Source organism: Bizionia sediminis (genome assembly GCF_042684585.1).
GTDB lineage: Bacteria > Bacteroidota > Bacteroidia > Flavobacteriales > Flavobacteriaceae > Algorimicrobium > Algorimicrobium sediminis.
Genome location: NZ_JBHULS010000001.1, coordinates 683118 through 702215 on the forward strand (window position 1 = coordinate 683118; position 19098 = coordinate 702215).

General features: G+C 36.9%; 15 protein-coding genes. 8 read left to right on the plus strand and 7 right to left on the minus strand.

All coding sequences use genetic code 11. From position 1 onward, the window contains the following. Positions 1-109 precede the first annotated feature (109 nt). The 3 genes from ACFSQP_RS03045 to prfB form a co-directional block, all read right to left on the minus strand. Positions 110-2587 (minus strand): TonB-dependent receptor domain-containing protein, encoded by a 2478-nt coding sequence (locus ACFSQP_RS03045; RefSeq protein WP_376891670.1) that lies wholly within the window; start codon positions 2585-2587, stop codon positions 110-112. A 107-nt stretch (positions 2588-2694) separates the two neighbouring features. Beyond that, the gene (gene arsC / locus ACFSQP_RS03050; RefSeq protein WP_376891672.1) at positions 2695-3036 is read right to left on the minus strand and encodes an arsenate reductase (glutaredoxin); all 342 of its coding nucleotides are present in this window, start codon (positions 3034-3036) and stop codon (positions 2695-2697) included. A 14-nt stretch (positions 3037-3050) separates the two neighbouring features. Next, positions 3051-4161 (minus strand): peptide chain release factor 2 gene (gene prfB, locus ACFSQP_RS03055; RefSeq protein ID WP_376891674.1). Its coding sequence is split into 2 segments (ribosomal slippage): positions 3051-4097 and positions 4099-4161, totalling 1110 coding nucleotides; the frame shifts between segments, so codons are not numbered across the junction. An 89-nt stretch (positions 4162-4250) separates the two neighbouring features. Here prfB and ACFSQP_RS03060 point away from each other — a divergent pair. After that, positions 4251-5276, plus strand: coding sequence for a threonine aldolase family protein (locus ACFSQP_RS03060; protein ID WP_376891675.1), 1026 nt, complete (start codon positions 4251-4253; stop codon positions 5274-5276). Positions 5277-5336: 60 nt separating this feature from the next. Here the strand turns inward: ACFSQP_RS03060 and ACFSQP_RS03065 are convergent, their stop codons facing one another. Further along, on the minus strand, positions 5337-5660 hold the full coding sequence (locus tag ACFSQP_RS03065; RefSeq protein ID WP_376891677.1) for a YbaB/EbfC family nucleoid-associated protein: 324 nt from the start codon (positions 5658-5660) through the stop codon (positions 5337-5339). A 73-nt stretch (positions 5661-5733) separates the two neighbouring features. Between ACFSQP_RS03065 and ACFSQP_RS03070 the strand changes: the two genes are divergently transcribed. From ACFSQP_RS03070 to ACFSQP_RS03080, 3 genes are all read left to right on the plus strand, one after another. Further along, positions 5734-7791 carry a S9 family peptidase gene (locus ACFSQP_RS03070; RefSeq protein ID WP_376891679.1) on the plus strand — a complete coding sequence of 686 codons (2058 nt, stop codon included), beginning with the start codon at positions 5734-5736 and terminating at the stop codon, positions 7789-7791. Positions 7792-7867: 76 nt separating this feature from the next. Next, a complete protein-coding gene (locus ACFSQP_RS03075; RefSeq protein WP_376891681.1) occupies positions 7868-8905 on the plus strand; it encodes a PLP-dependent cysteine synthase family protein in 1038 nt (345 codons plus the stop codon). Between the two features lie 137 nt (positions 8906-9042). Then, positions 9043-10302: an aminotransferase class I/II-fold pyridoxal phosphate-dependent enzyme gene (locus ACFSQP_RS03080; protein WP_376891682.1), complete on the plus strand. Its 1260-nt coding sequence runs from the start codon at positions 9043-9045 to the stop codon at positions 10300-10302. Between the two features lie 196 nt (positions 10303-10498). Here the strand turns inward: ACFSQP_RS03080 and ACFSQP_RS03085 are convergent, their stop codons facing one another. Together ACFSQP_RS03085 and ACFSQP_RS03090 are read right to left on the minus strand one after the other, a co-directional pair. After that, positions 10499-11617: a GTP cyclohydrolase gene (locus tag ACFSQP_RS03085; RefSeq protein ID WP_376891683.1), complete on the minus strand. Its 1119-nt coding sequence runs from the start codon at positions 11615-11617 to the stop codon at positions 10499-10501. A gap of 17 nt (positions 11618-11634) precedes the next feature. Next, a complete protein-coding gene (locus ACFSQP_RS03090; protein WP_376891685.1) occupies positions 11635-12615 on the minus strand; it encodes a transporter in 981 nt (326 codons plus the stop codon). 102 nt (positions 12616-12717) lie between these two features. Here ACFSQP_RS03090 and ACFSQP_RS03095 point away from each other — a divergent pair, with 102 nt between their 5' ends. Genes ACFSQP_RS03095 through ACFSQP_RS03110 form a run of 4 tightly spaced genes read left to right on the plus strand, consistent with a single transcriptional unit; the run spans position 12718 to position 18185 of the window. Beyond that, the gene (locus tag ACFSQP_RS03095; protein WP_376891686.1) at positions 12718-13005 is read left to right on the plus strand and encodes a DUF4834 family protein; all 288 of its coding nucleotides are present in this window, start codon (positions 12718-12720) and stop codon (positions 13003-13005) included. Positions 13006-13034: 29 nt separating this feature from the next. Further along, positions 13035-15446 (plus strand): YfhO family protein, encoded by a 2412-nt coding sequence (locus ACFSQP_RS03100; RefSeq protein ID WP_376891687.1) that lies wholly within the window; start codon positions 13035-13037, stop codon positions 15444-15446. Between the two features lies 1 nt (position 15447). Further along, a complete protein-coding gene (locus tag ACFSQP_RS03105) occupies positions 15448-16737 on the plus strand; it encodes a glycosyltransferase family 4 protein (RefSeq protein WP_376891689.1) in 1290 nt (429 codons plus the stop codon). Further along, positions 16725-18185 carry a lipopolysaccharide biosynthesis protein gene (locus tag ACFSQP_RS03110; protein ID WP_376891690.1) on the plus strand — a complete coding sequence of 487 codons (1461 nt, stop codon included), beginning with the start codon at positions 16725-16727 and terminating at the stop codon, positions 18183-18185. The genes ACFSQP_RS03105 and ACFSQP_RS03110 overlap by 13 nt, the downstream gene beginning before the upstream one ends. Before the next feature lie 176 nt (positions 18186-18361). Here ACFSQP_RS03110 and ACFSQP_RS03115 read toward each other — a convergent pair whose 3' ends face one another. After that, complete coding sequence (locus ACFSQP_RS03115) at positions 18362-19081, minus strand: hypothetical protein (RefSeq protein WP_376891691.1); 720 nt, start codon at positions 19079-19081, stop codon at positions 18362-18364. Positions 19082-19098: the final 17 nt, after the last annotated feature.

Here is a 19098-nt window from a genome sequence, read left to right on the forward strand (position 1 = left end):
TACTGTTTTTATTGTAAAATTATAAAGTACAAGCTCTTTAAAAGGTGCGGTAAAGCGCAAAAAAAAACTGCCTGAATAGGCAGTTTTTTTGTTTATAGTTTGCATTAATTTAGCCTTCAAAATCGAAGTCACCACCGTTTTGGCCGCCGCCACGGTTAGCGCGTTTCTTTTGCTGGTTGAAACGGTAGGTAAAGGATAAGTTAATACTGCGCTCACGCCATTGGAATTCCGACTCACTGTAATAAGTATCCGTTGTGGTATTCATAATTCGTTTTCTACTATTTAGCAAATCGCTTACGTTTAAAGCAATAGAGGCATTATCATTTAAGATATCTTTACTAAAAGCCATATTTGCTGAAAATACTCCTTCGCGTTCGTTTTGTGCATCCGATGATGGACCGCGATAATTTAAGCTTGTTTGCCATTCCACAGCTCCCGGCAGGGTATATTTGTTATTTAAACGCGCAAACCAGCTGGTATTATCGTTATCCAATGATAGCCCATTTGGTGTGGTTCCAGTAATAGACTGTCTGAAAATATTAAAGTTACTATTAATGTTCCAGTTTTTAGTTGGCTTGTAGGTAACCGTAAATTCAAAACCAAACCTATCCTCTGTAGCCAAATTAATAGGCGAGCGCTGTAATACAGGTACGAGTTCGTATAAGTTGTTTAAATCGTCAAAATTGGGATCATTAATATTTACTGTTTGGTTGGTTTCAAAAATATAGAAATCGTCGGTTTCAAAACTTACAAAACTAAATACATCAGTAGCATGTTGGTAGTAAGCCGACCCATTTAAAGATACTTTACCAAATTTCTTGTAGTAACCAATATCAAATAAACCAGAGTAACTAGGTGCTAATTCTGGGTTACCTTTAAAAATATTGGTAACGCTAGCACGCGATGGGAACGGATTTATAAACCAAGATCGTGGACGCTGAATACGTCTGCTATACCCTAAAGTAATATTTTCGTCTTCGCTTACTTCATAGCTAAGGTTTACAGTAGGGAAGAGTCCGGTGTAATCATTTTTACTATAGTCGCCACTCGTTGGCTGGTCTACGGTAATACGGGTGTTTTCTAAACGAAGACCTAATAAAAAAGAGAATTTTGAACCTATTTTACTGCCAAACTGCGTGTAGGCTGCGTTTACATATTCTCTGTAATCTAAAAAGTTAGAAAGGTTTCGGTTTATTTCAAACTGATTGGTATTATTATTTAACAACGAAACCGTATAATCTGTGTCTTGGTTGTTAAAGTTACCGCGGTATCCAGCTTCAAACTGACTCTTTTCGCCAATAGGTAACACGTAATCGGCTTGTAATAAAATGCGTGTTTGGTCTTCTAGGGTGGTGACTTTTTCTGAATTTACGGTTTCAATAAAAACATCCGAAAATTCGTCTTCCGAGTTATCCTCGTATTGAAAATCCAATGTTAATTTATGGCCGCTGGTATTAAAGTCCTTCATAAAGTTTAATGAATACTGTAATACTTTGTCTTTTTCACGCTCTGGATCAAATCGGTTAGTTTGCGAAATAAAATTGCCATTAGCATCAAATTGCTTTAAAACATTGGTGGTATTGCGCTCATTGTCACCATCTCTGTAAGAAACAGAACCCGTTAACGAAGCCGATTCGGTAATATACCACTCAACACCAAAATTGGTACTCAAGCCTTTTCGGACGCGATCAAAATCGTTGGTTTCATCCAGGATATTATTTTGGTTAAAATAACGGGTGTAAGACGATGAGTTACCTGGAGCTTCACGGTAATCGTAGCTAGTGGTATTAAAAATATTTACATCGCCGGTGCGGTAATTAATATTTCCAGAAACGCCCGCCGAGTTTGGGTATCCAATGTTTGTGGTAATAGCACCATTAAAGCCCTGTAATTTGCTACGGCGTAAAATAATATTTAAGATACCAGCTGTACCTTCGGCATCATATCTAGCCGATGGCGAGGTAATAACTTCCACACGTTCTATGGATTCTGCTGGTAATTGTCGCAGTGCGTCGGTGCTGTTTAAACCAACCAGTCCAGAAGGTTTGCCATTAATTAAAATACGAACATTTTCATTGCCTCGCAGCGATACATTGCCCTCCACGTCTACTGCAACCGATGGTACATTATCCAGTACATCACTTACGGTACCGCCTCTTACTGTTAAATCTTTACCTACGTTGTATATCTTTTTGTCCAACTTTATCTCCACCGTTGTGGTTTCTGCAATAATTTCAACTTCGTCCAAGGATTGTGCATTCTCTGCCAAGCCTATGGTCCCGAGATTTTTGTTGGCTGTTAATGTTTGGTTGGGAATGGTTAACTTATCGAAGCCTATAAACTCTATTGTAATATTGTAGGTTCCTGAAGGTACCCTTATGCTAAAGGCTCCTGTTTGGTCGGTAATACCACCGGTAACAATACGGTTTTCAGCGTTGTTAATAAAGGCTACGGTGGCGTACTCAAGTGGTGCGCTTGTTGCTTTTTCAAAAACTTTACCTGTTACGGTAACTTCTTTTTTAGTTTGTGCTGCTACATTATAAACAGTCAAAAAAATGAAAGAAAGGCTTAAAATAAGTTTATTCATGGATCTATTTTTGCTTTTAAGACTGCAAAAATAGGGTATGGTTTAACCGTAATCGGTTAAAAGTTTGTTAAATAAAAAGTAGGAAATTTAACATGAATTCAAGCCTGTTACAGGATATCAAATATTAATTCTGGCGGTCTGCCAATAGCTGCTTTGTGCCCATTAATAACAATAGGACGCTCTATAAGTTTTGGGTGTGCCACCATGGCTTCAATAATTTCGGTATCGGTTAAAGTAGCCTGTTTAAAGTTTTCTTTCCAAACAGCTTCGTTTTTACGAACTAAATTAATGGGTTTAATGTTTAGCAACGCAATAATATTTTCCAATTCGGTATGCGTTAATGGTTCTTTCAGGTAGTGAACAATTTCAAAATCCTTTCCGGAATCTTCTAAAATTTTCAATCCGTTTCTGCTCATTCGACAGCGGTTGTTATGGTAAATTTTTATCATTAGTCTGGTTTATTTTATAACTGATTGTTGTCTTCTGTTTTTTGTCCCATCATCATTAAATAGGCTTTTAAAAACGATTCGATATTGCCATCCATCACGGCATCTACATTGCCGGTTTCTTGACCGGTTCTTACATCTTTCACTAATTTATAGGGGTGCATGACGTAATTTCTTATTTGGCTTCCCCATTCAATTTTTAGCTTATCCGCCTCAATGTCGTCGCGTTGTGCGCGTTGTTTTTGCAATTCTATTTCGTACAATTGCGATTTTAACATTTGCATTGCCCGTGCGCGGTTGTCATGTTGGGAGCGTGTTTCGCTACATGAAATTTGAATACCCGAGGGTTTGTGTGTTAGTTGTACTTTGGTTTCTACTTTGTTTACATTTTGGCCTCCGGCACCACTGGATCGGGCCGTTGTTATTTCAATATCTGCCGGATTTATAGCAATTTCTATAGAGTCGTCCACCATTGGGTACACATAAACCGATGCAAAACTGGTATGGCGTTTGGCATTGCTATCGAAAGGCGAAATACGAACCAGCCTGTGTACACCATTCTCGCCTTTAAGCCAACCAAAGGCAAAGTCGCCTTCAATTTCTAGTGTTACCGTTTTTATACCAGCTACATCGCCCTGCTGATAGTTTAACTCCTTCACTTTAAAGCCACTTTTTTCTGCGTACATTAAATACATACGCATAAGCATACTAGCCCAATCGCAACTTTCAGTACCGCCAGCGCCAGCGGTAATTTGTAGAATTGCACTTAAGTTATCGCCTTCGTCTGAAAGCATATTTTTAAACTCTAATTTTTCAACTAAATCACGGGTTTGGTTATAGCGTTCAGTAAGGTCTTGGGCCGTAGCTTCTCCTTCTTTATAAAACTCATAAATAACATCCAAATCGTCGTAAAGTGTGCAAGCTTCGTCGTATTCCGATACCCATTTTTTTTTGGTTTTCAGGGTTTGCATAACCAATTCGGCTGCTTTTGAATCGTTCCAGAAATCTGGCGAAAATGTTTGTTCTTCTTCGTTTTGAATTTCAATTAATTTGGCATCTATGTCAAAGATAGTGCCTTAACTTATCCAGGCGGTTTTTAAGATCTTTTAGCTGATCTGAAGTAATCATAGTATAAATTTTTAACAAAAATAAAATTAAAAGCGCCAACAAAAAACTTAAAATGGATTAATTTTAAAGCCTTATTTAAAGGATATTTTATGAAAATTGATTTACGCAGCGACACTGTTACAAAACCAACCGAAGGTATGCTACAAGCCATGATGTCTGCCAAAGTAGGCGATGATGTGTACAAAGAAGACCCAACAGTAAACATGCTTGAGGCGCGTTTGGCGGCTATGTTTGGTAAACCTAAAGCATTGTTTTTTCCTACGGGAACCATGGCTAACCAGGCAGCCATAAAATTGCATACTAACCCGGGCGACCAAGTAATATGCGATAAGGATGCACATATTTATCATTATGAGGGTGGTGGCGTATCTTTTAATAGTGGTGTGTCCTGTAAACTATTGGCGGGTAATAATGGTATGTTTACAGCAGACCAGGTAGTTGCAGCAATAAATCCGCCAGATTTTTATCACAGTCCGCTTACGCGATTGGTGGCCGTAGAAAATACCGCCAACAGGGGAGGCGGCACTTGTTGGGATATAAACACGCTTAAAAGTATCCAAACGGTATGTGAAACCCATAATTTAGGATTGCATTTAGATGGTGCGCGTATTTGGAACGCTTTGGTTGCAAAAAATGAAGCCCCCGAAGATTATGGCCAGGTTTTTAATACCATTTCTGTTTGTTTAAGCAAAGGTTTGGGGTGTCCAGTAGGCTCTGTCTTAATTGGCGATGGTCCTGTAATGGAAAACGCCATGCGCATAAGAAAAATTTTAGGTGGTGGTATGCGTCAGGTAGGCTATCTGGCAGCGGCAGGTATTTACGCCCTAGATAATCATATTACCCGTTTGGCCGAGGACCATAGCAAAGCGAAGGAGTTAGCTGCTGTTCTGGAAACACTTTCGTTTGTTAAAAAAGTGGTACCAGTTGAAACCAACATTGTTATTTTTGAATTACAACAACCAGAAACAGAGGATAGGTTCTTTAATTATTGTTTAGAAAAAGGCATCCGGTTTAGTAGTATGGGTAGCGGTAAAATGCGCCTGGTTACGCATTTGGATTATACCAGTACCATGCATGAATATGTTTTACAGGTTTTTACTAACATGGCGCTGTAGAAAATAAGCCCCAACCTATTAAGTTGGGGCTTTTAAATTGTTGCTGTTTTAATCACGTTTTTATTTAAACATATCCAATCCAGGAATATCTGGCATACCGTCCTTGGCAACGGCAGCAATTTCGGTTTCATGTACTTTAGTGGCGCGCTCGATAGCCTTGTTTAGTGTTAAAACCAAATAATCTTCTAAAGCATCTTTGTCGTTTAAAAGTGCTTCGTTAATTTGAATGTCTTTAAGCGTTCTATTGGCTGTAATGGTAACTTTAATTTGGTTATCGGCACTTGTTTCATCCAATAAAACAGAATTTAAGCGTGCTTTAGTTTCTTCAACCTTCTTTTGGGTTTCTTTAATTTTACCCATCATACCCATTAAATCTCCAAACATATTTTTATCATTTTATATTTCGCACAAAGCTATTTAATTTTTCTATTTTTGCGCCCGAAATAAATCTACTTTTTTGGAAAAAAATATAACACCGCCAGCTGCCAAAACGTTAAAAAAATTGTTGGTTACGCATAACGACGAGCGAATTGATAATTACTTTTGGTTAAACAATCGGGATAATCCGGAAGTTATTGATTATTTAACTAGCGAAAACAGTTACACCAGCGCTATGATGGCGCATACGGAGGACTTGCAAGAAGTGCTTTTTAATGAAATGAAAGCACGAATAAAAGAAGACGATACATCTGTACCTTATTTTTACAATGGCTATTGGTATATTACCCGTTTTGAAACCGGTAAAGATTACCCCATTTACACCCGAAAAAAAGAAATTTTAGAGGCCCAAGAGGAAACATTGTTTGATTGCAATCAATTAGCAAAAAACCATAAGTATTTTAAACTGGGTGGTATTTCTGTTAGTCCAGATAATACTATGGCCGCCTTTTCTGTAGATACTGTAAGTAGACGCCAGTACACTATTCAAATTAAAAATTTAATTACTGGTAAACTTTTGCCGAATAAAATTAAAAACACCACAGGAGGTTGCACATGGGCCAATGATAATCATACTATTTTTTATTCCATAAAAGATCCTGTTACACTGCGTGCTCATAAAATAATGAAGCATAAAATACATGAAAAGGCCATAAATGACTCGGTTGTTTTTCATGAAACCGATGAAACCTTTAACACCTTTGTATACAAAACTAAATCAAGAAAATATTTGGTTATTGGTTCTTCTAGCACGCTAACATCGGAATACCGCATACTTTTGGCCAATAGGCCAGATGGTAATTTTGAGGTTTTTCAAGAGCGGGAACGTGGTTTGGAGTATGCCGTGGCGCATTACAAGGATACATTTTATATTATAAGCAACGCCGACGGGGCTACTAATTTTAAACTTCAAAAAACACCTGAAACAGCTACTGAAAAAATAAATTGGACAGATGTTATTCCCCACAGAGACGATGTATTATTGGAAGATATTGAAATTTTTCAGGATTATTATGTTCTAAACGAACGCATTCAGGGCTTAAACAAATTACGAATTTGCAGTTGGGATGGAAGTGAAGATTACTATTTACCATTTAATAGCGAAACTTACACAGCTTATTTGGGTAACAATCCCGAATTTAATTCCCATTCGTTGCGTTATGGTTATAATGCCATGACAACACCTAGCTCGGTAATTGAATATAATTTTATAACCAAAAAAAGCAAAGTACTAAAGGAGCAACCGGTTTTAGGAGGCTTTAAAAAAGAAAATTACACCGCTAAACGCATTTGGGCAACGGCACGCGATGGTCAGAAAATACCCATGTCTGTCGTGCATAAAAAAGGCCTTGTAAAAAGCGCGGATACACCGCTGCTTTTATATGCCTACGGTTCTTATGGCGCTACAATAGATCCTTACTTTTCAACTATCCGATTAAGCCTTTTGGATAGAGGCTTTATATTTGTAATTGCGCATATTCGTGGCGGCGAGTATTTGGGCCGCCAATGGTATGAAAATGGTAAACTTCTTAATAAATTAAATACCTTTTACGATTTTATAGACTGCTCCAAACATTTAATAAATGAAAATTATACCAGTCCAGCGCATTTATACGCTAATGGTGGCTCTGCCGGTGGCCTTCTTATGGGAGCCGTTGTAAATATGAATCCCGAACTTTATAAAGGGGTTATTGCAGCAGTACCTTTTGTTGATGTGCTTACAACCATGTTGGACGATACAATACCATTAACAACTGGCGAATACGACGAGTGGGGAAATCCTAACGACGAAACCTACTACCATTACATGAAATCCTATTCGCCATACGATAATGTTGTGCCACAGGATTATCCACATATGTTGGTTACCACTGGTTTGCACGACTCGCAGGTGCAATATTGGGAACCCGCTAAATGGGTTGCCAAATTACGGGCAACCAAAACAGATAGTAACAAACTATTATTAAAAGTAGATATGGACACGGGCCATGGTGGCCCCTCTGGTAGGTTTGAGAGTTTAAAGGAGGTTGCCTTGGAATATGCCTTTTTATTGGATTTGGAAGGGATTTCAAAATAGTTAAAAAAAAAATTGTATTTTTGCGAGGTTTTAAGCTGCATTTCACCTAAAAAATGGAGTTAGTTAAAAAGTAAATATGAAACACAACAATCAAGTTTACAACAATGCACTAGACCTTATAGGAAATACCCCTTTAATTAAGCTTAATAAAATTACAGCAGACTTTAAAGGGCATTATTTTGCCAAGGTTGAGGCCTTTAACCCAGGGCATTCCTCCAAAGATAGAATTGCATTATACATTATAGAACAAGCCGAAAAACAGGGCGTTTTAAAACCAGGAGACACCATTATAGAAACAACTTCCGGTAACACGGGATTTAGTTTAGCAATGGTAAGTATTATTAAAGGATACAAATGTATTTTGGCCGTAAGTTCTAAATCTTCAGCAGATAAAATAGACATGTTAAAAACCATGGGCGCCCAAGTATATGTGTGTCCTGCGCATGTTCCAGCAGACGATCCAAAATCGTATTATGAAGTGGCCAAACGTTTGCACAAAGAAACACCGGGCTCTGTTTATATTAATCAGTATTTTAATGCTTTAAATATAGATGCACACTACCAGTCCACCGGTCCCGAAATTTGGAAGCAAACCAATGGCAAAATAACCCATTTAGTTGCTTGTAGTGGTACAGGAGGAACCATCTCGGGAACTGCTAAATATTTAAAAGAACAAAATCCGGATATAAAAATTTTGGGTGTGGATGCCTACGGATCTGTTTTAAAAAAATATCACGAAACAAGAGAATTCGACGAAAAAGAAATTTATCCTTACCGAATTGAGGGTCTGGGTAAAAACTTGATACCAACTGCTACCGAATTTGATGTAATAGATTCGTTTGTAAAAGTAACGGATGCCGAAAGTGCTTTAACGGCAAGAGAAATTGCCAAAACCGAAGGCTTATTTGTTGGGTATACTTCTGGTGCTGCTATGCAAGCCATTAAGCAACTCCAAGAGGACGATGTGTTTTCTGAAAACGACCTAATTGTGGTTATATTCCCAGACCATGGATCGCGTTACATGAGTAAAGTGTATAGCGATAAATGGATGGAAGAACAGGGTTTCCTAGATGAGGATGTTGTTAAAGAAACTAAAGATATCCAGTTCATTTAAACCCTATTTACACAAACACAAATAGCTTTAAAAACGTTTACAAGCTGTCATGTTTTTGTTAACAATAGAATGTGAAATTATTATGTTGTAAAATTTTAAATATTTAATTTTGCAACAACTAACCAGTATATTACTTTATGAGAGATTTATTTGATAAAATATATAGAGATAAAGGACCTTTAGGAAAATGGGCTTCCCATGCCGAAGGCTATTTTGTGTTTCCTAAATTAGAAGGCGAAATCTCGAACCGGATGAAATTTCAGGGAAAAGAAGTTATTACCTGGAGTATAAACGATTATTTAGGTTTAGCCAATCATCCTGAAGTTCGTAAAGTAGATGCGGAGGCAGGTGCTACTTATGGTTCTGCTTATCCTATGGGAGCTAGAATGATGTCTGGACATACAGACCTTCACGAAAGACTGCAAAATGAACTTGCTGCTTTTGTAAAAAAAGAGGCCAGTTACTTGCTTAACTTTGGTTATCAAGGTATGGTTTCTACCATAGATGCCCTAGTAGCTAAAGACGATATTATTGTGTACGATGTGGATGCCCACGCCTGTATTATAGATGGCGTTCGTTTGCATATGGGTAAACGGTTTACCTACAAACACAACGATGTAGAAAGTTTAGAAAAAAATCTGGAGCGCGCCACAAAAATGGCCGAACAAACAGGTGGTGGTATATTAGTTATTTCCGAAGGTGTGTTTGGTATGCGTGGTGAGCAAGGGCGGTTAAAAGAAATTGCCGCATTAAAGAAAAAATATAATTTCCGATTTTTTGTAGATGATGCGCACGGTTTTGGAACTTTGGGAGCAACTGGCGCGGGAGCAGGTGAGGAGCAAGGTGTTCAAGACGAAATAGACGTTTACTTTGCTACCTTTGCTAAATCTATGGCAAGTACAGGTGCGTTTATTGCAGCCGATCAGGAAATTATAGATTATTTAAAATATAATTTACGCTCGCAAATGTTTGCTAAATCGCTGCAATCGCAGTTGGTGGTTGGTGCTTTAAAACGTTTGGATATGTTGCGTACCATGCCGGAGCTTAAACAAAATTTATGGAAAATTGTTAATGCCTTACAGTCTGGTTTAAAAGAACGTGGTTTTGATATAGGTACAACACAAAGCTGTGTAACACCTGTTTATTTAAAAGGAAGTATTCCAGAGGCTATGGCATTGGTAAAGGACCTTCGTGAAAATTACGGTATATTTTGCTCTATTGTTGTATACCCGGTTATTCCTAAAGGGCTCATTTTGTTGCGAATGATACCTACTGCAACACATACTTTGGAAGATGTTGAAATTACCTTGGAAGCTTTTGATGCCATCCGTACCCGTTTAGAAAACGGTACGTATAAGCGTTTATCGGCTGCAGTAACGGCTGCTATGGAAAAATAATTTCAGTAGAAATAGCATATAAAACGAAAGCCGATTATAACAATCGGCTTTTTTTATAGGTATTTTTAAGGCCATTTCATTTTTAACAACTTCTAGCTAACAACCATATTTAGCCTTGCAAATAAGCCGAAAACCACATATTAGCTATTACAAAATATTTTTGGATATTACTTGTAAACGTAGCGCCGCTAGATTACTATAACATTTTTTTAAATGTTTCCCGGCGTTTAATAATTTTGGCGTTAAAATCTTTCCAAATTTGATGCGAAGCCACATTGTCTGCTAATTCCGGTAAACGCAAACATGTTTTAATATTATGAGATAAAAAAGCTTCGTGCATTTCTTTAAAAATAATAGCGGTTACGCCTTTATTTTGGTAATGCGGATCCACACCAATTAAGTAAAATAGCGCGGTATCCGATTGTTTTTTTGCTCGTAATAATTTTAAAAATCCAAACGGAAATAATTTGCCTTTAGTTTCTTGTAAGGCTTCCGAAAAAGAAGGTAGCACAATGGCAAATGCCACCATGTTATTATTGGCGTCGAAGACAAATTTTATAAATTCGGGATTAATAAAGTTTATAAATTTCTTTTTAAAGTATTCGCGTTGTGCGGCAGAAACCGGAACAAAAGTTGATAATTTGGAATATGAAAGATTAAATAAATCGAACATACTATCTAAATGCGGTATAATTTCGCTTGCTTTTTTATAACTTCCAGCCTTTAAATTAAATCGTTTTAAAATAATATCGTTGGCGCGTATAAAGCGTTCCACAGGCAAGTTTCCGAAGGAAAATTTACTTTCAATGTATTCTTTTTCAGTAGTAAAGCCTAATTTTTTAAAATGTGTTATGTAGTAAGGGTAATTGTACCAAGTAGCCATAGTGCCCAGATGATCAAAACCTTCTGTTAAGGCGCCATTTTTATCTAAATTAGAAAAACCTACAGGGCCTTCCATATAATCAAGCTGGTGACTTTTACCAATTTCGGCAACCTTATTTAAGAGTTGCTTGGATACGTCTAGATCGTCTATAAAATCGAACCAGCCAAAGCGCATTTTTTTAACACCTTGTTCTTTTACTTCTAGCCAATTTACAATAGCGGCTATCCGGCCTACAACTTTATTATTTTTTATGGCTAAAAAGAAGCGTGCTTCCGCGTGTTCAAATGCCGGATTTTTATCGGCACTTAAGGTGGCCACTTCATCCGAAATAATTGGCGGTACCCAGTATTGAGAATCTTGATATAATGAAAACGGGAATTTTACAAAACGTTTTAAATCGCTTTTGTTTTTAACTTCGTACAGTTGTATCATATAGTTTACTACGGTATTTAATCGTTAAAATCGGTATTTTGTTTTTCGCGCTTGTTTTTGGATTTTCCGCGCGATTTGTTTAGGCGGCGCTCAAGTTCTTCTTCGGCAGAAGTACCATCTTTAGCTTCTTTATCTTTATGAAAATCCAATCGGTAAGAAGCACCTATAGTAACGCCAAATACCGTAGGGGTGTCCTTGGTATTAAATGTTAACGCAGTGTCTAGCTGAAAGTTTTTACTCCATAAATAGGCACCACCAAAGCGTATTAGATTATCTGCATAAAAATCGCTGCTAATGCCTTGTGTTTCCCCAAAAACAACCCATTGGTCTGTTACCGATTTTGTTAGGGTTAGGATGTATGAGAAGTCCGATTGATCTGTACCAATTCTATCTAAAATAAAATTAGTTACAAAAACCCAACCGCTGGAAAAGTTGTTTTGTGTAGCAAGCATAACCTTTGGACTAAAACCTTCAACCCCAGCAGCGGTAAACGGATTATCTTTGGAGTCAAAGTTAGCACCCGCATAAACAGCCACTGCAGGAATTAATTGCTTCCATTTAAAGGTGTTATTGGCTTTCCAGCTTCTAATATTAGGTTTTTCGTCTTCTGCATTTTTATAGGGATCGTAAACCAAATATTTGGCACCTATGGTTAAGGTTTTAAAGTTGCTAAAACTGTCCTCGTTTTGTAAAGTATTGGTAAAAACTCGTTCAGTGGACTGAAACGTCCCTGCTACATTAAGTTCTAGCTGCGGAAACAAAAAGCCGTAGCGAATTGCAAAATCTACGCCCAAACTTTTATCTTCTCTTTTTAACAAATTATGATTTTCGTTTAAAATGTATGGTCCCACCTCAAACTGAACAACATTGGTGCCCACAGAAAAGGCACTACTGGAAACGCCAGGCCTGTTGGAGTTTATGACTTCTGTATATTGTGCAAACGAATAACAGCTTGCAAACAAAGAAGTTATCAGTAAATAGGTTTTTATGAATTTCATAAGTATCTGTTTGATTTCAAATATAGATATTTTTAGTTTTTTTTAAGCTAATAACGGCCAATTTAACTCGTAAGATTTGTATTTTTGTGAAAATTTGGTACTATGCTTCAATATGCATCTTTTACAGGTTTAATTAAAACAATTTTAATAATTTTACTGGTTTGGTATGGCATAAAAATACTTTCTCGTTTGTTTGCGCCTGCCTTAATGCGGTATGTTGCTAAAAAAGCCGAGGCCAAATTTGGCGAACAATTTAATCAGCAATACAAGCGTAACAACCAACAAGAGCCACCAAAAAAAGAAGGCGAAACCGTTATCGATAAAGTGCCGCGCACAAATACTTCAAATAAAAACGTTGGTGAATATGTAGATTACGAAGAAATTGATTAATTTTCGGCTTCATAGTATAAGACACTTTCATGCAGTTTTCATTTAAAAAAATCCTACCGCACTTACTGGTATTACTTGGGTTTATTAGTATTTCTATAGCTTATTTTAGTCCTGTGTTACAGGGTAAAGAAATTTTCCAAAGCGATATTATGCAATACATTGGTATGGCAAAACAGCAAAAGGATTTTAAAGCGGAAACAAACGAAGAAACCTATTGGACAAATTCGGCTTTTGGCGGAATGCCTACGTATCAGCTTGGTGCCAAATACCCACACAATTACATTAAAAAACTAGATTTAACCCTTCGGTTTTTACCTAGGCCAGCAGATTATCTATTTCTCTATTTTATTGGGTTTTACATCCTGTTACTTACACTAAAAGTTGATTATAAATTAGCTGCTTTGGGTGCGCTTGCTTTTGGTTTTTCAACCTATTTAATAATTATTTTGGGCGTTGGGCATAATGCCAAAGCGCACGCTATTGCTTATATGCCACTCGTGTTAAGCGGTATTGTTTTAACTTTTAGAAAATACTATATATTGGGTTTTTTACTCACGGCCGTTGCCATGGCTTTGGAGTTGGTAGCTAATCACTTTCAAATGACCTACTATTTACTGTTCTTGGTTTTAATTTTGGGTGTGGCCTATCTGGTAGATGCGTATCGGAAACACATTTTACCACACTTTTTTAAGTCGGTTGGGATTTTACTACTTGCCGTTGTTTTGGCAATTGGGCTAAATGCAACCAATATTTTAGCGACACAAGAATACGCCAAGGAAAGTACCCGTAGCAAAAGCGATTTAACCATAAATGTGGACGGTACGCCAAAAGAAATAACTTCGGGTTTAGATAAGGCTTACATAACGGAATATAGCTACGGAATTTTAGAAACTTTTAATTTGTTTATACCGCGGTTTTTAGGTGGTGGGAGTTACGAGGATGTCGGAACAGATTCAGCCTCATACAATTATTTTTTAAATTTAGGTGCTACGCCTCTGCAGGCTTTAGAACAGACAAAACAAATGCCTACTTACTGGGGCGACCAAACCATTGTAGAAGCGCCGGCTTATATTGGAGCCGTGGTGCTTTTTTTGTTTGTTATAGGATTGTTTTTAGTAAAAGGACGGTTAAAATGGTGGTTACTAGGTGGCACCATTTTTTCCTTGTTGCTTTCGTACGGGAAAAATTTAGGTTTTTTAACCGACTTTTTCATCGATTATGTGCCTTTTTATAATAAGTTCAGAGCGGTAAGTTCTATTCAAGTAATTTTAGAATTGTGTATACCAATACTAGCAGTTTTTGGTTTGGTACGTATATTTCATGCGAAAGAAACCGCGGCCAATAAGCTTAAAGCGCTTAAATACAGTACTGCTATTTTAGGAGGTTTGGCACTTATTTTCTTACTGTTTAAAGATACACTGTTTAATTTTGCTGGTGCTAACGATGGGTTTTTCAGACAAAATTATGGTTTACAATTTGTTAATGCCTTGGTGGACGATAGGAAAATGTTCTTTAATCAGGACACCTTGAGATCGCTTATATTTGTATTACTAGCAGCTGCCGCACTATTTTTGTATCTGAAGCAAAAAATTACTAAAACGGTAGTAACCATTATGTTTGCCGTTCTTATTGTATTCGATTTGGTGGGGGTAAATAGGCGCTATGTAAATACCGATAATTTTGTATCCTCTATAAAAGTAAATAAACCTTTTCAACCTAATGCTGCAGATAATCAGATACTAAAGGACACTACCCATTTTAGGGTGTTAGACGTGACATCTGGTGGCGCGCGTGCATCCTATTTCCATAACTCCATTACGGGTTACCATGCGGCCAAATTAAAGCGCTACAATGAGCTATACGATTTCCATATTGCTAAAAACAATATGAATGTTTTAAATATGCTGAATACAAAATACATTATAGCACAGGATGATGAAGGTGTCATTTTTCCTTACACAAATCCAGATGCTAACGGCAATGCTTGGTTTGTTAAGGAACTGGTACGTGTACCCGATGCTAACACCGAAATTGTAAAGTTGGACAGTTTAAACACAAAAAGTGTGGCCATAACTTCGGTGCCTGGGATTGAAAATCAGACTTTTAATTTAGATGAAACAGCTTCCATTACTGTAGAAACCTACCAGCCTAATTATATAAAGTACGTATCGGAATCGCGTGAGCCTGGTTTTGGTGTTTTCTCTGAAATTTACTATCCGCATGGATGGAATGCCTATATAAATGGCGAATTAACGCCACATACCCGCGTAAATTATTTATTACGAGCCATGCCTATTCCTGCCGGAAATAACACCATTGAATTCAAATTTGAACCTACAATAGTGGAAACAGGTAGTTCTATAGCCTTGGCAAGTACCGTAATTTTTGGATTGCTGTGTGTAGGTGGCATACTGTTCTTTTTTAAACAAAAAACAAACTAGTGTGCGGAAAAAGGTACTTATTGTTGCCTACTATTGGCCTCCTGCCGGCGGACCTGGCGTTCAGCGTTGGTTGAAATTTGTTAAATATTTGCCCGATTTTAACATTGAGCCCATAGTTTATGTTCCTGAAAACCCAAGCTATCCCATTTTAGATGCCAGTTTAGAAGAAGAGGTTTCTAAACAAGTAACCATAATAAAGCAACCAATTTCGGAGCCCTATAAATGGGCTGGCTGGCTGTTTAAAAAGAAAACTAAAACAATAAGTAAAGGCATTATAACGGGTAAAAACAGACAGTCTGTTGCCGAAAAACTACTATTGTTTATACGAGGTAATTTTTTTATTCCGGATGCGCGCAAAAACTGGGTATCACCCTCGGTAAGGTATTTACAAAGCTATATTGTAAGTAACCATATTGATACGGTTATTACTACAGGGCCACCGCATAGTATGCATCTTATAGGTTTGGCTTTAAAACGCTCTTTAGCGGTAAAATGGGTAGCAGATTTTAGAGATCCCTGGACCACCATAGGTTATCATAAGCAATTGAAATTAACAAAATTTGCTAGGCGTAAACACCTAAAAATGGAGCGCAAGGTTCTTTTAGAAGCAGATCATATTTTGGTTACCAGTAAGGTAACTAAACGGGAGTTTGAAGCAAAAACCAAACAACCTATTACGGTTATTACCAATGGCTATGATGTAACCTCGGTGGCAAAACCAGAATTAGATACGATGTTTACGGTGTCGCATATAGGCTCTTTACTATCGCAACGAAATCCAGACATTCTATGGCGTGCTTTACAGGATATTATTCAAGAAAGAGCCGATTTTAGAGCGTATTTTCAGCTAAATTTGGTTGGGTATGTTAGCGATGAAATTCTAAAAACCTTGGCGTATTATGGTTTAAGTAACTATGTAAATGAATATGGCTATGTTTCTCATGAAGAGGCAGTTGTGTTTCAAAAAAAATCGCAAGTATTGTTGTTGCTCGAAATAAATTCGGCAGACACTAAGTGCATTATTCCCGGTAAATTGTTTGAGTATATGGTTTCTGAAAGGCCCATATTAGCCATAGGGCCAGACGGTTCCGATGTGGCTTCAATTTTGAAAGAAACCAACACAGGAGTTTATTTTAATTATGCGCATTATGAGGGTCTAAAAAAGCAAATTTTAGCTTATTTTGAGGCCTTTAAAGCCAACAAATTGCAAACTTACGGTATTGGCTTACAAAAATACAGTAGAAAGGCTTTAACGAAACAACTAGCAGATTTATTAACATGGGAATTGTAGCAAATCAGTCCATTAAAAATACCATTATTACCTACTTGGGTTTTGGGTTGGGTGCCATTAATGTATTGTTTTTATTTACCGAATTTGTTAGCGATGCTTATTTTGGCCTGATACAATATATATTTTCCACAGCTAATGTTATGATGCCTATTTTGGCATTTGGCGTGCATAATACGCTAATTAAGTTTTACTCTTCTTATAAAACACGTAAGTCACAAAATAGTTTTTTGTTACTAATGCTTTTGCTACCAATGGCTATTATTATACCCGTATTTCTTTTGGGGTATTTTTCGTACCAAACCATAAGCACATGGCTGGCAGGATCTAATAATATTGTTGAAGGTTACACGTGGTTAATTTTCATTTCTGCTGTTGCATTTGCTTATTTTGAAGTTTTTTACGCATGGTCTCGCGTGCAAATGCAAAGTGTTTTTGGAAACTTCATGAAAGAGGTTTTTCACCGTATTGGAACCATGGTTTTACTCCTGTGTTTGTATGTGGATTTTATTACAACCGACCAGTTAGTTTATAGTTTAACTGCTGTTTATGTTATTCGTGTGGTGATTATGAAATTGTACGCCTTTAGTTTGCGTTTTCCTTCCTTTTATGTGGGAAAAATTGCCAATTTATCTTCGGTGTTAAAATACAGCGGCCTGATTATAGTAGCTGGTTCTGTGGCCAATATTATTTTAGAATTGGATAAGTTTATGATTAATCGTTATGTAGCCATCGAAAATGTGGCATACTACAGTGTTGCTATTTATATGGCATCTGTAATTGCTGTACCCAGCCGTTCTATGCATCAAATAATTAGTCCGTTAACGGCCTCATTGCTTAATAGTGGTAATAAAGTAGCACTTTTAGAATTGTATAAAAAAAGCTCCTTAAACCTGTGTATAATATCTGGATTTATATTTTTACTGGTCGTTTTAAATGTAAACGAATTATATAGTATTATAAACGATAGCTACAAACAAGGTTTGGTGGTGGTTTTAATAATTGGGTTGTCTAAACTAACAGACAGTTTTTTAGGAAACAATAATGCCATACTTTTCAATAGCGATTATTATCGGATGGTTTTAGTTTTAGGTGTTTTTTTAACCGTATTAACTGTGGTTTTAAATATTATATTTATTCCTAGGTTTGGTATAAATGGTGCGGCTTATGCTACATTTTTTGCTATTTTGCTATATAATTTAGCCAAGCTCTTTTTTGTTATGATTAAAATGCACATGCAACCATTTACAAAACAGACACTAGGTACAATTGCGCTAATTGCAGCTAGCTTTTTAATGTTTTATTTTTGGGATTTTTGGTGGCACCCTATGTTAAACATTGCTTTAAAATCTGTTTTAATTACCTTTTTCTACGGCGGTTTTGTGATTTATTTTAATTTATCTGAAGATATAACTTGGCGCCTAAAAGCACTACTAGCCAAGTTTGTGTAATACGAAGTAATTATTTGGTTTCAAGAAAATTAATAAGCTGGTTTAGGTATTAAACTGTTGTATTAGTTTAGGCCTTTACAGGTTACATAAGTAGCGTAAGTCTAGTATTTTTTATTATGACTACTATAAAAAAACCAAGCATTTGTAAGTAAATGCTTGGTTTATGGTGCGACATATTAACGACCGTGTTTTAATTTTGGTCTTTCCAATTTAGGCGTATCCTTTTTACTTCCACTATGTTTATAATAGTAAAAATCATTTTCCTGTGTGTAAGCTTGCTCATGTGGCATGTAAGTTTTAGGATGGTGATTGGTACGGCAGCCAACAATACCGCAAAAAGTACAATTCCTATTAAAAGGCTTAACCATACCGTGTGTGCTAACTAGCTGGCCCCAATAGTTATAGTGTACATGTAAACCGCCAATTTGCCTTAACATACCATTTCTATTATATTGCATATACACCGTTCCCACACGTTTAACTTTACCCAAACGAGTGTAATTAATGTACACGTTTCCTATGCGACGTATTTGTCCGTTAGGGCTGTGCGTAATAACAACACCATGATTTGGATGCGGCGCATAAGTTATTGGTCTTCGTGGAATTGGAGCCCCATAGGTATTATTGGTTAAATGACGTCTTACAGGAGCTGGTTTTCTGTAATAGTAACCAGAGTTAACATGTCCTAACTGGTTTATGCTATGTGTGTTAAAATCGAAACTACCATCCGGAAAAACCATAAATTCTATACCTCGCTCCATAAAAATGATTGGCTGGGCATAAAATGATTCAGCTGTTTTTGCGTTGTTGGCTAATGTTAAAACGGGTTCGTTTTTAGCGGTAACAGTTGCTAATCCTATTAACAAAGCTGTAAATAAATGGACTTGTTTTTTCATAATACTAGGATGTTTTG

What these genes read in the sequence shown, in the direction of transcription:
- ACFSQP_RS03045 (WP_376891670.1), bottom strand. Translation starts at nt 2,587, where the DNA reads ATGAATAAACTTATTTTAAGCCTTTCTTTCATTTTTTTGACTGTTTAT.
- arsC (WP_376891672.1), bottom strand. Translation starts at nt 3,036, where the DNA reads ATGATAAAAATTTACCATAACAACCGCTGTCGAATGAGCAGAAACGGA.
- ACFSQP_RS03060 (WP_376891675.1), top strand. Translation starts at nt 4,251, where the DNA reads ATGAAAATTGATTTACGCAGCGACACTGTTACAAAACCAACCGAAGGT.
- ACFSQP_RS03065 (WP_376891677.1), bottom strand. Translation starts at nt 5,660, where the DNA reads ATGTTTGGAGATTTAATGGGTATGATGGGTAAAATTAAAGAAACCCAA.
- ACFSQP_RS03075 (WP_376891681.1), top strand. Translation starts at nt 7,868, where the DNA reads ATGAAACACAACAATCAAGTTTACAACAATGCACTAGACCTTATAGGA.
- ACFSQP_RS03080 (WP_376891682.1), top strand. Translation starts at nt 9,043, where the DNA reads ATGAGAGATTTATTTGATAAAATATATAGAGATAAAGGACCTTTAGGA.
- ACFSQP_RS03085 (WP_376891683.1), bottom strand. Translation starts at nt 11,617, where the DNA reads ATGATACAACTGTACGAAGTTAAAAACAAAAGCGATTTAAAACGTTTT.
- ACFSQP_RS03090 (WP_376891685.1), bottom strand. Translation starts at nt 12,615, where the DNA reads ATGAAATTCATAAAAACCTATTTACTGATAACTTCTTTGTTTGCAAGC.
- ACFSQP_RS03095 (WP_376891686.1), top strand. Translation starts at nt 12,718, where the DNA reads ATGCTTCAATATGCATCTTTTACAGGTTTAATTAAAACAATTTTAATA.
- ACFSQP_RS03100 (WP_376891687.1), top strand. Translation starts at nt 13,035, where the DNA reads ATGCAGTTTTCATTTAAAAAAATCCTACCGCACTTACTGGTATTACTT.
- ACFSQP_RS03110 (WP_376891690.1), top strand. Translation starts at nt 16,725, where the DNA reads ATGGGAATTGTAGCAAATCAGTCCATTAAAAATACCATTATTACCTAC.
- ACFSQP_RS03115 (WP_376891691.1), bottom strand. Translation starts at nt 19,081, where the DNA reads ATGAAAAAACAAGTCCATTTATTTACAGCTTTGTTAATAGGATTAGCA.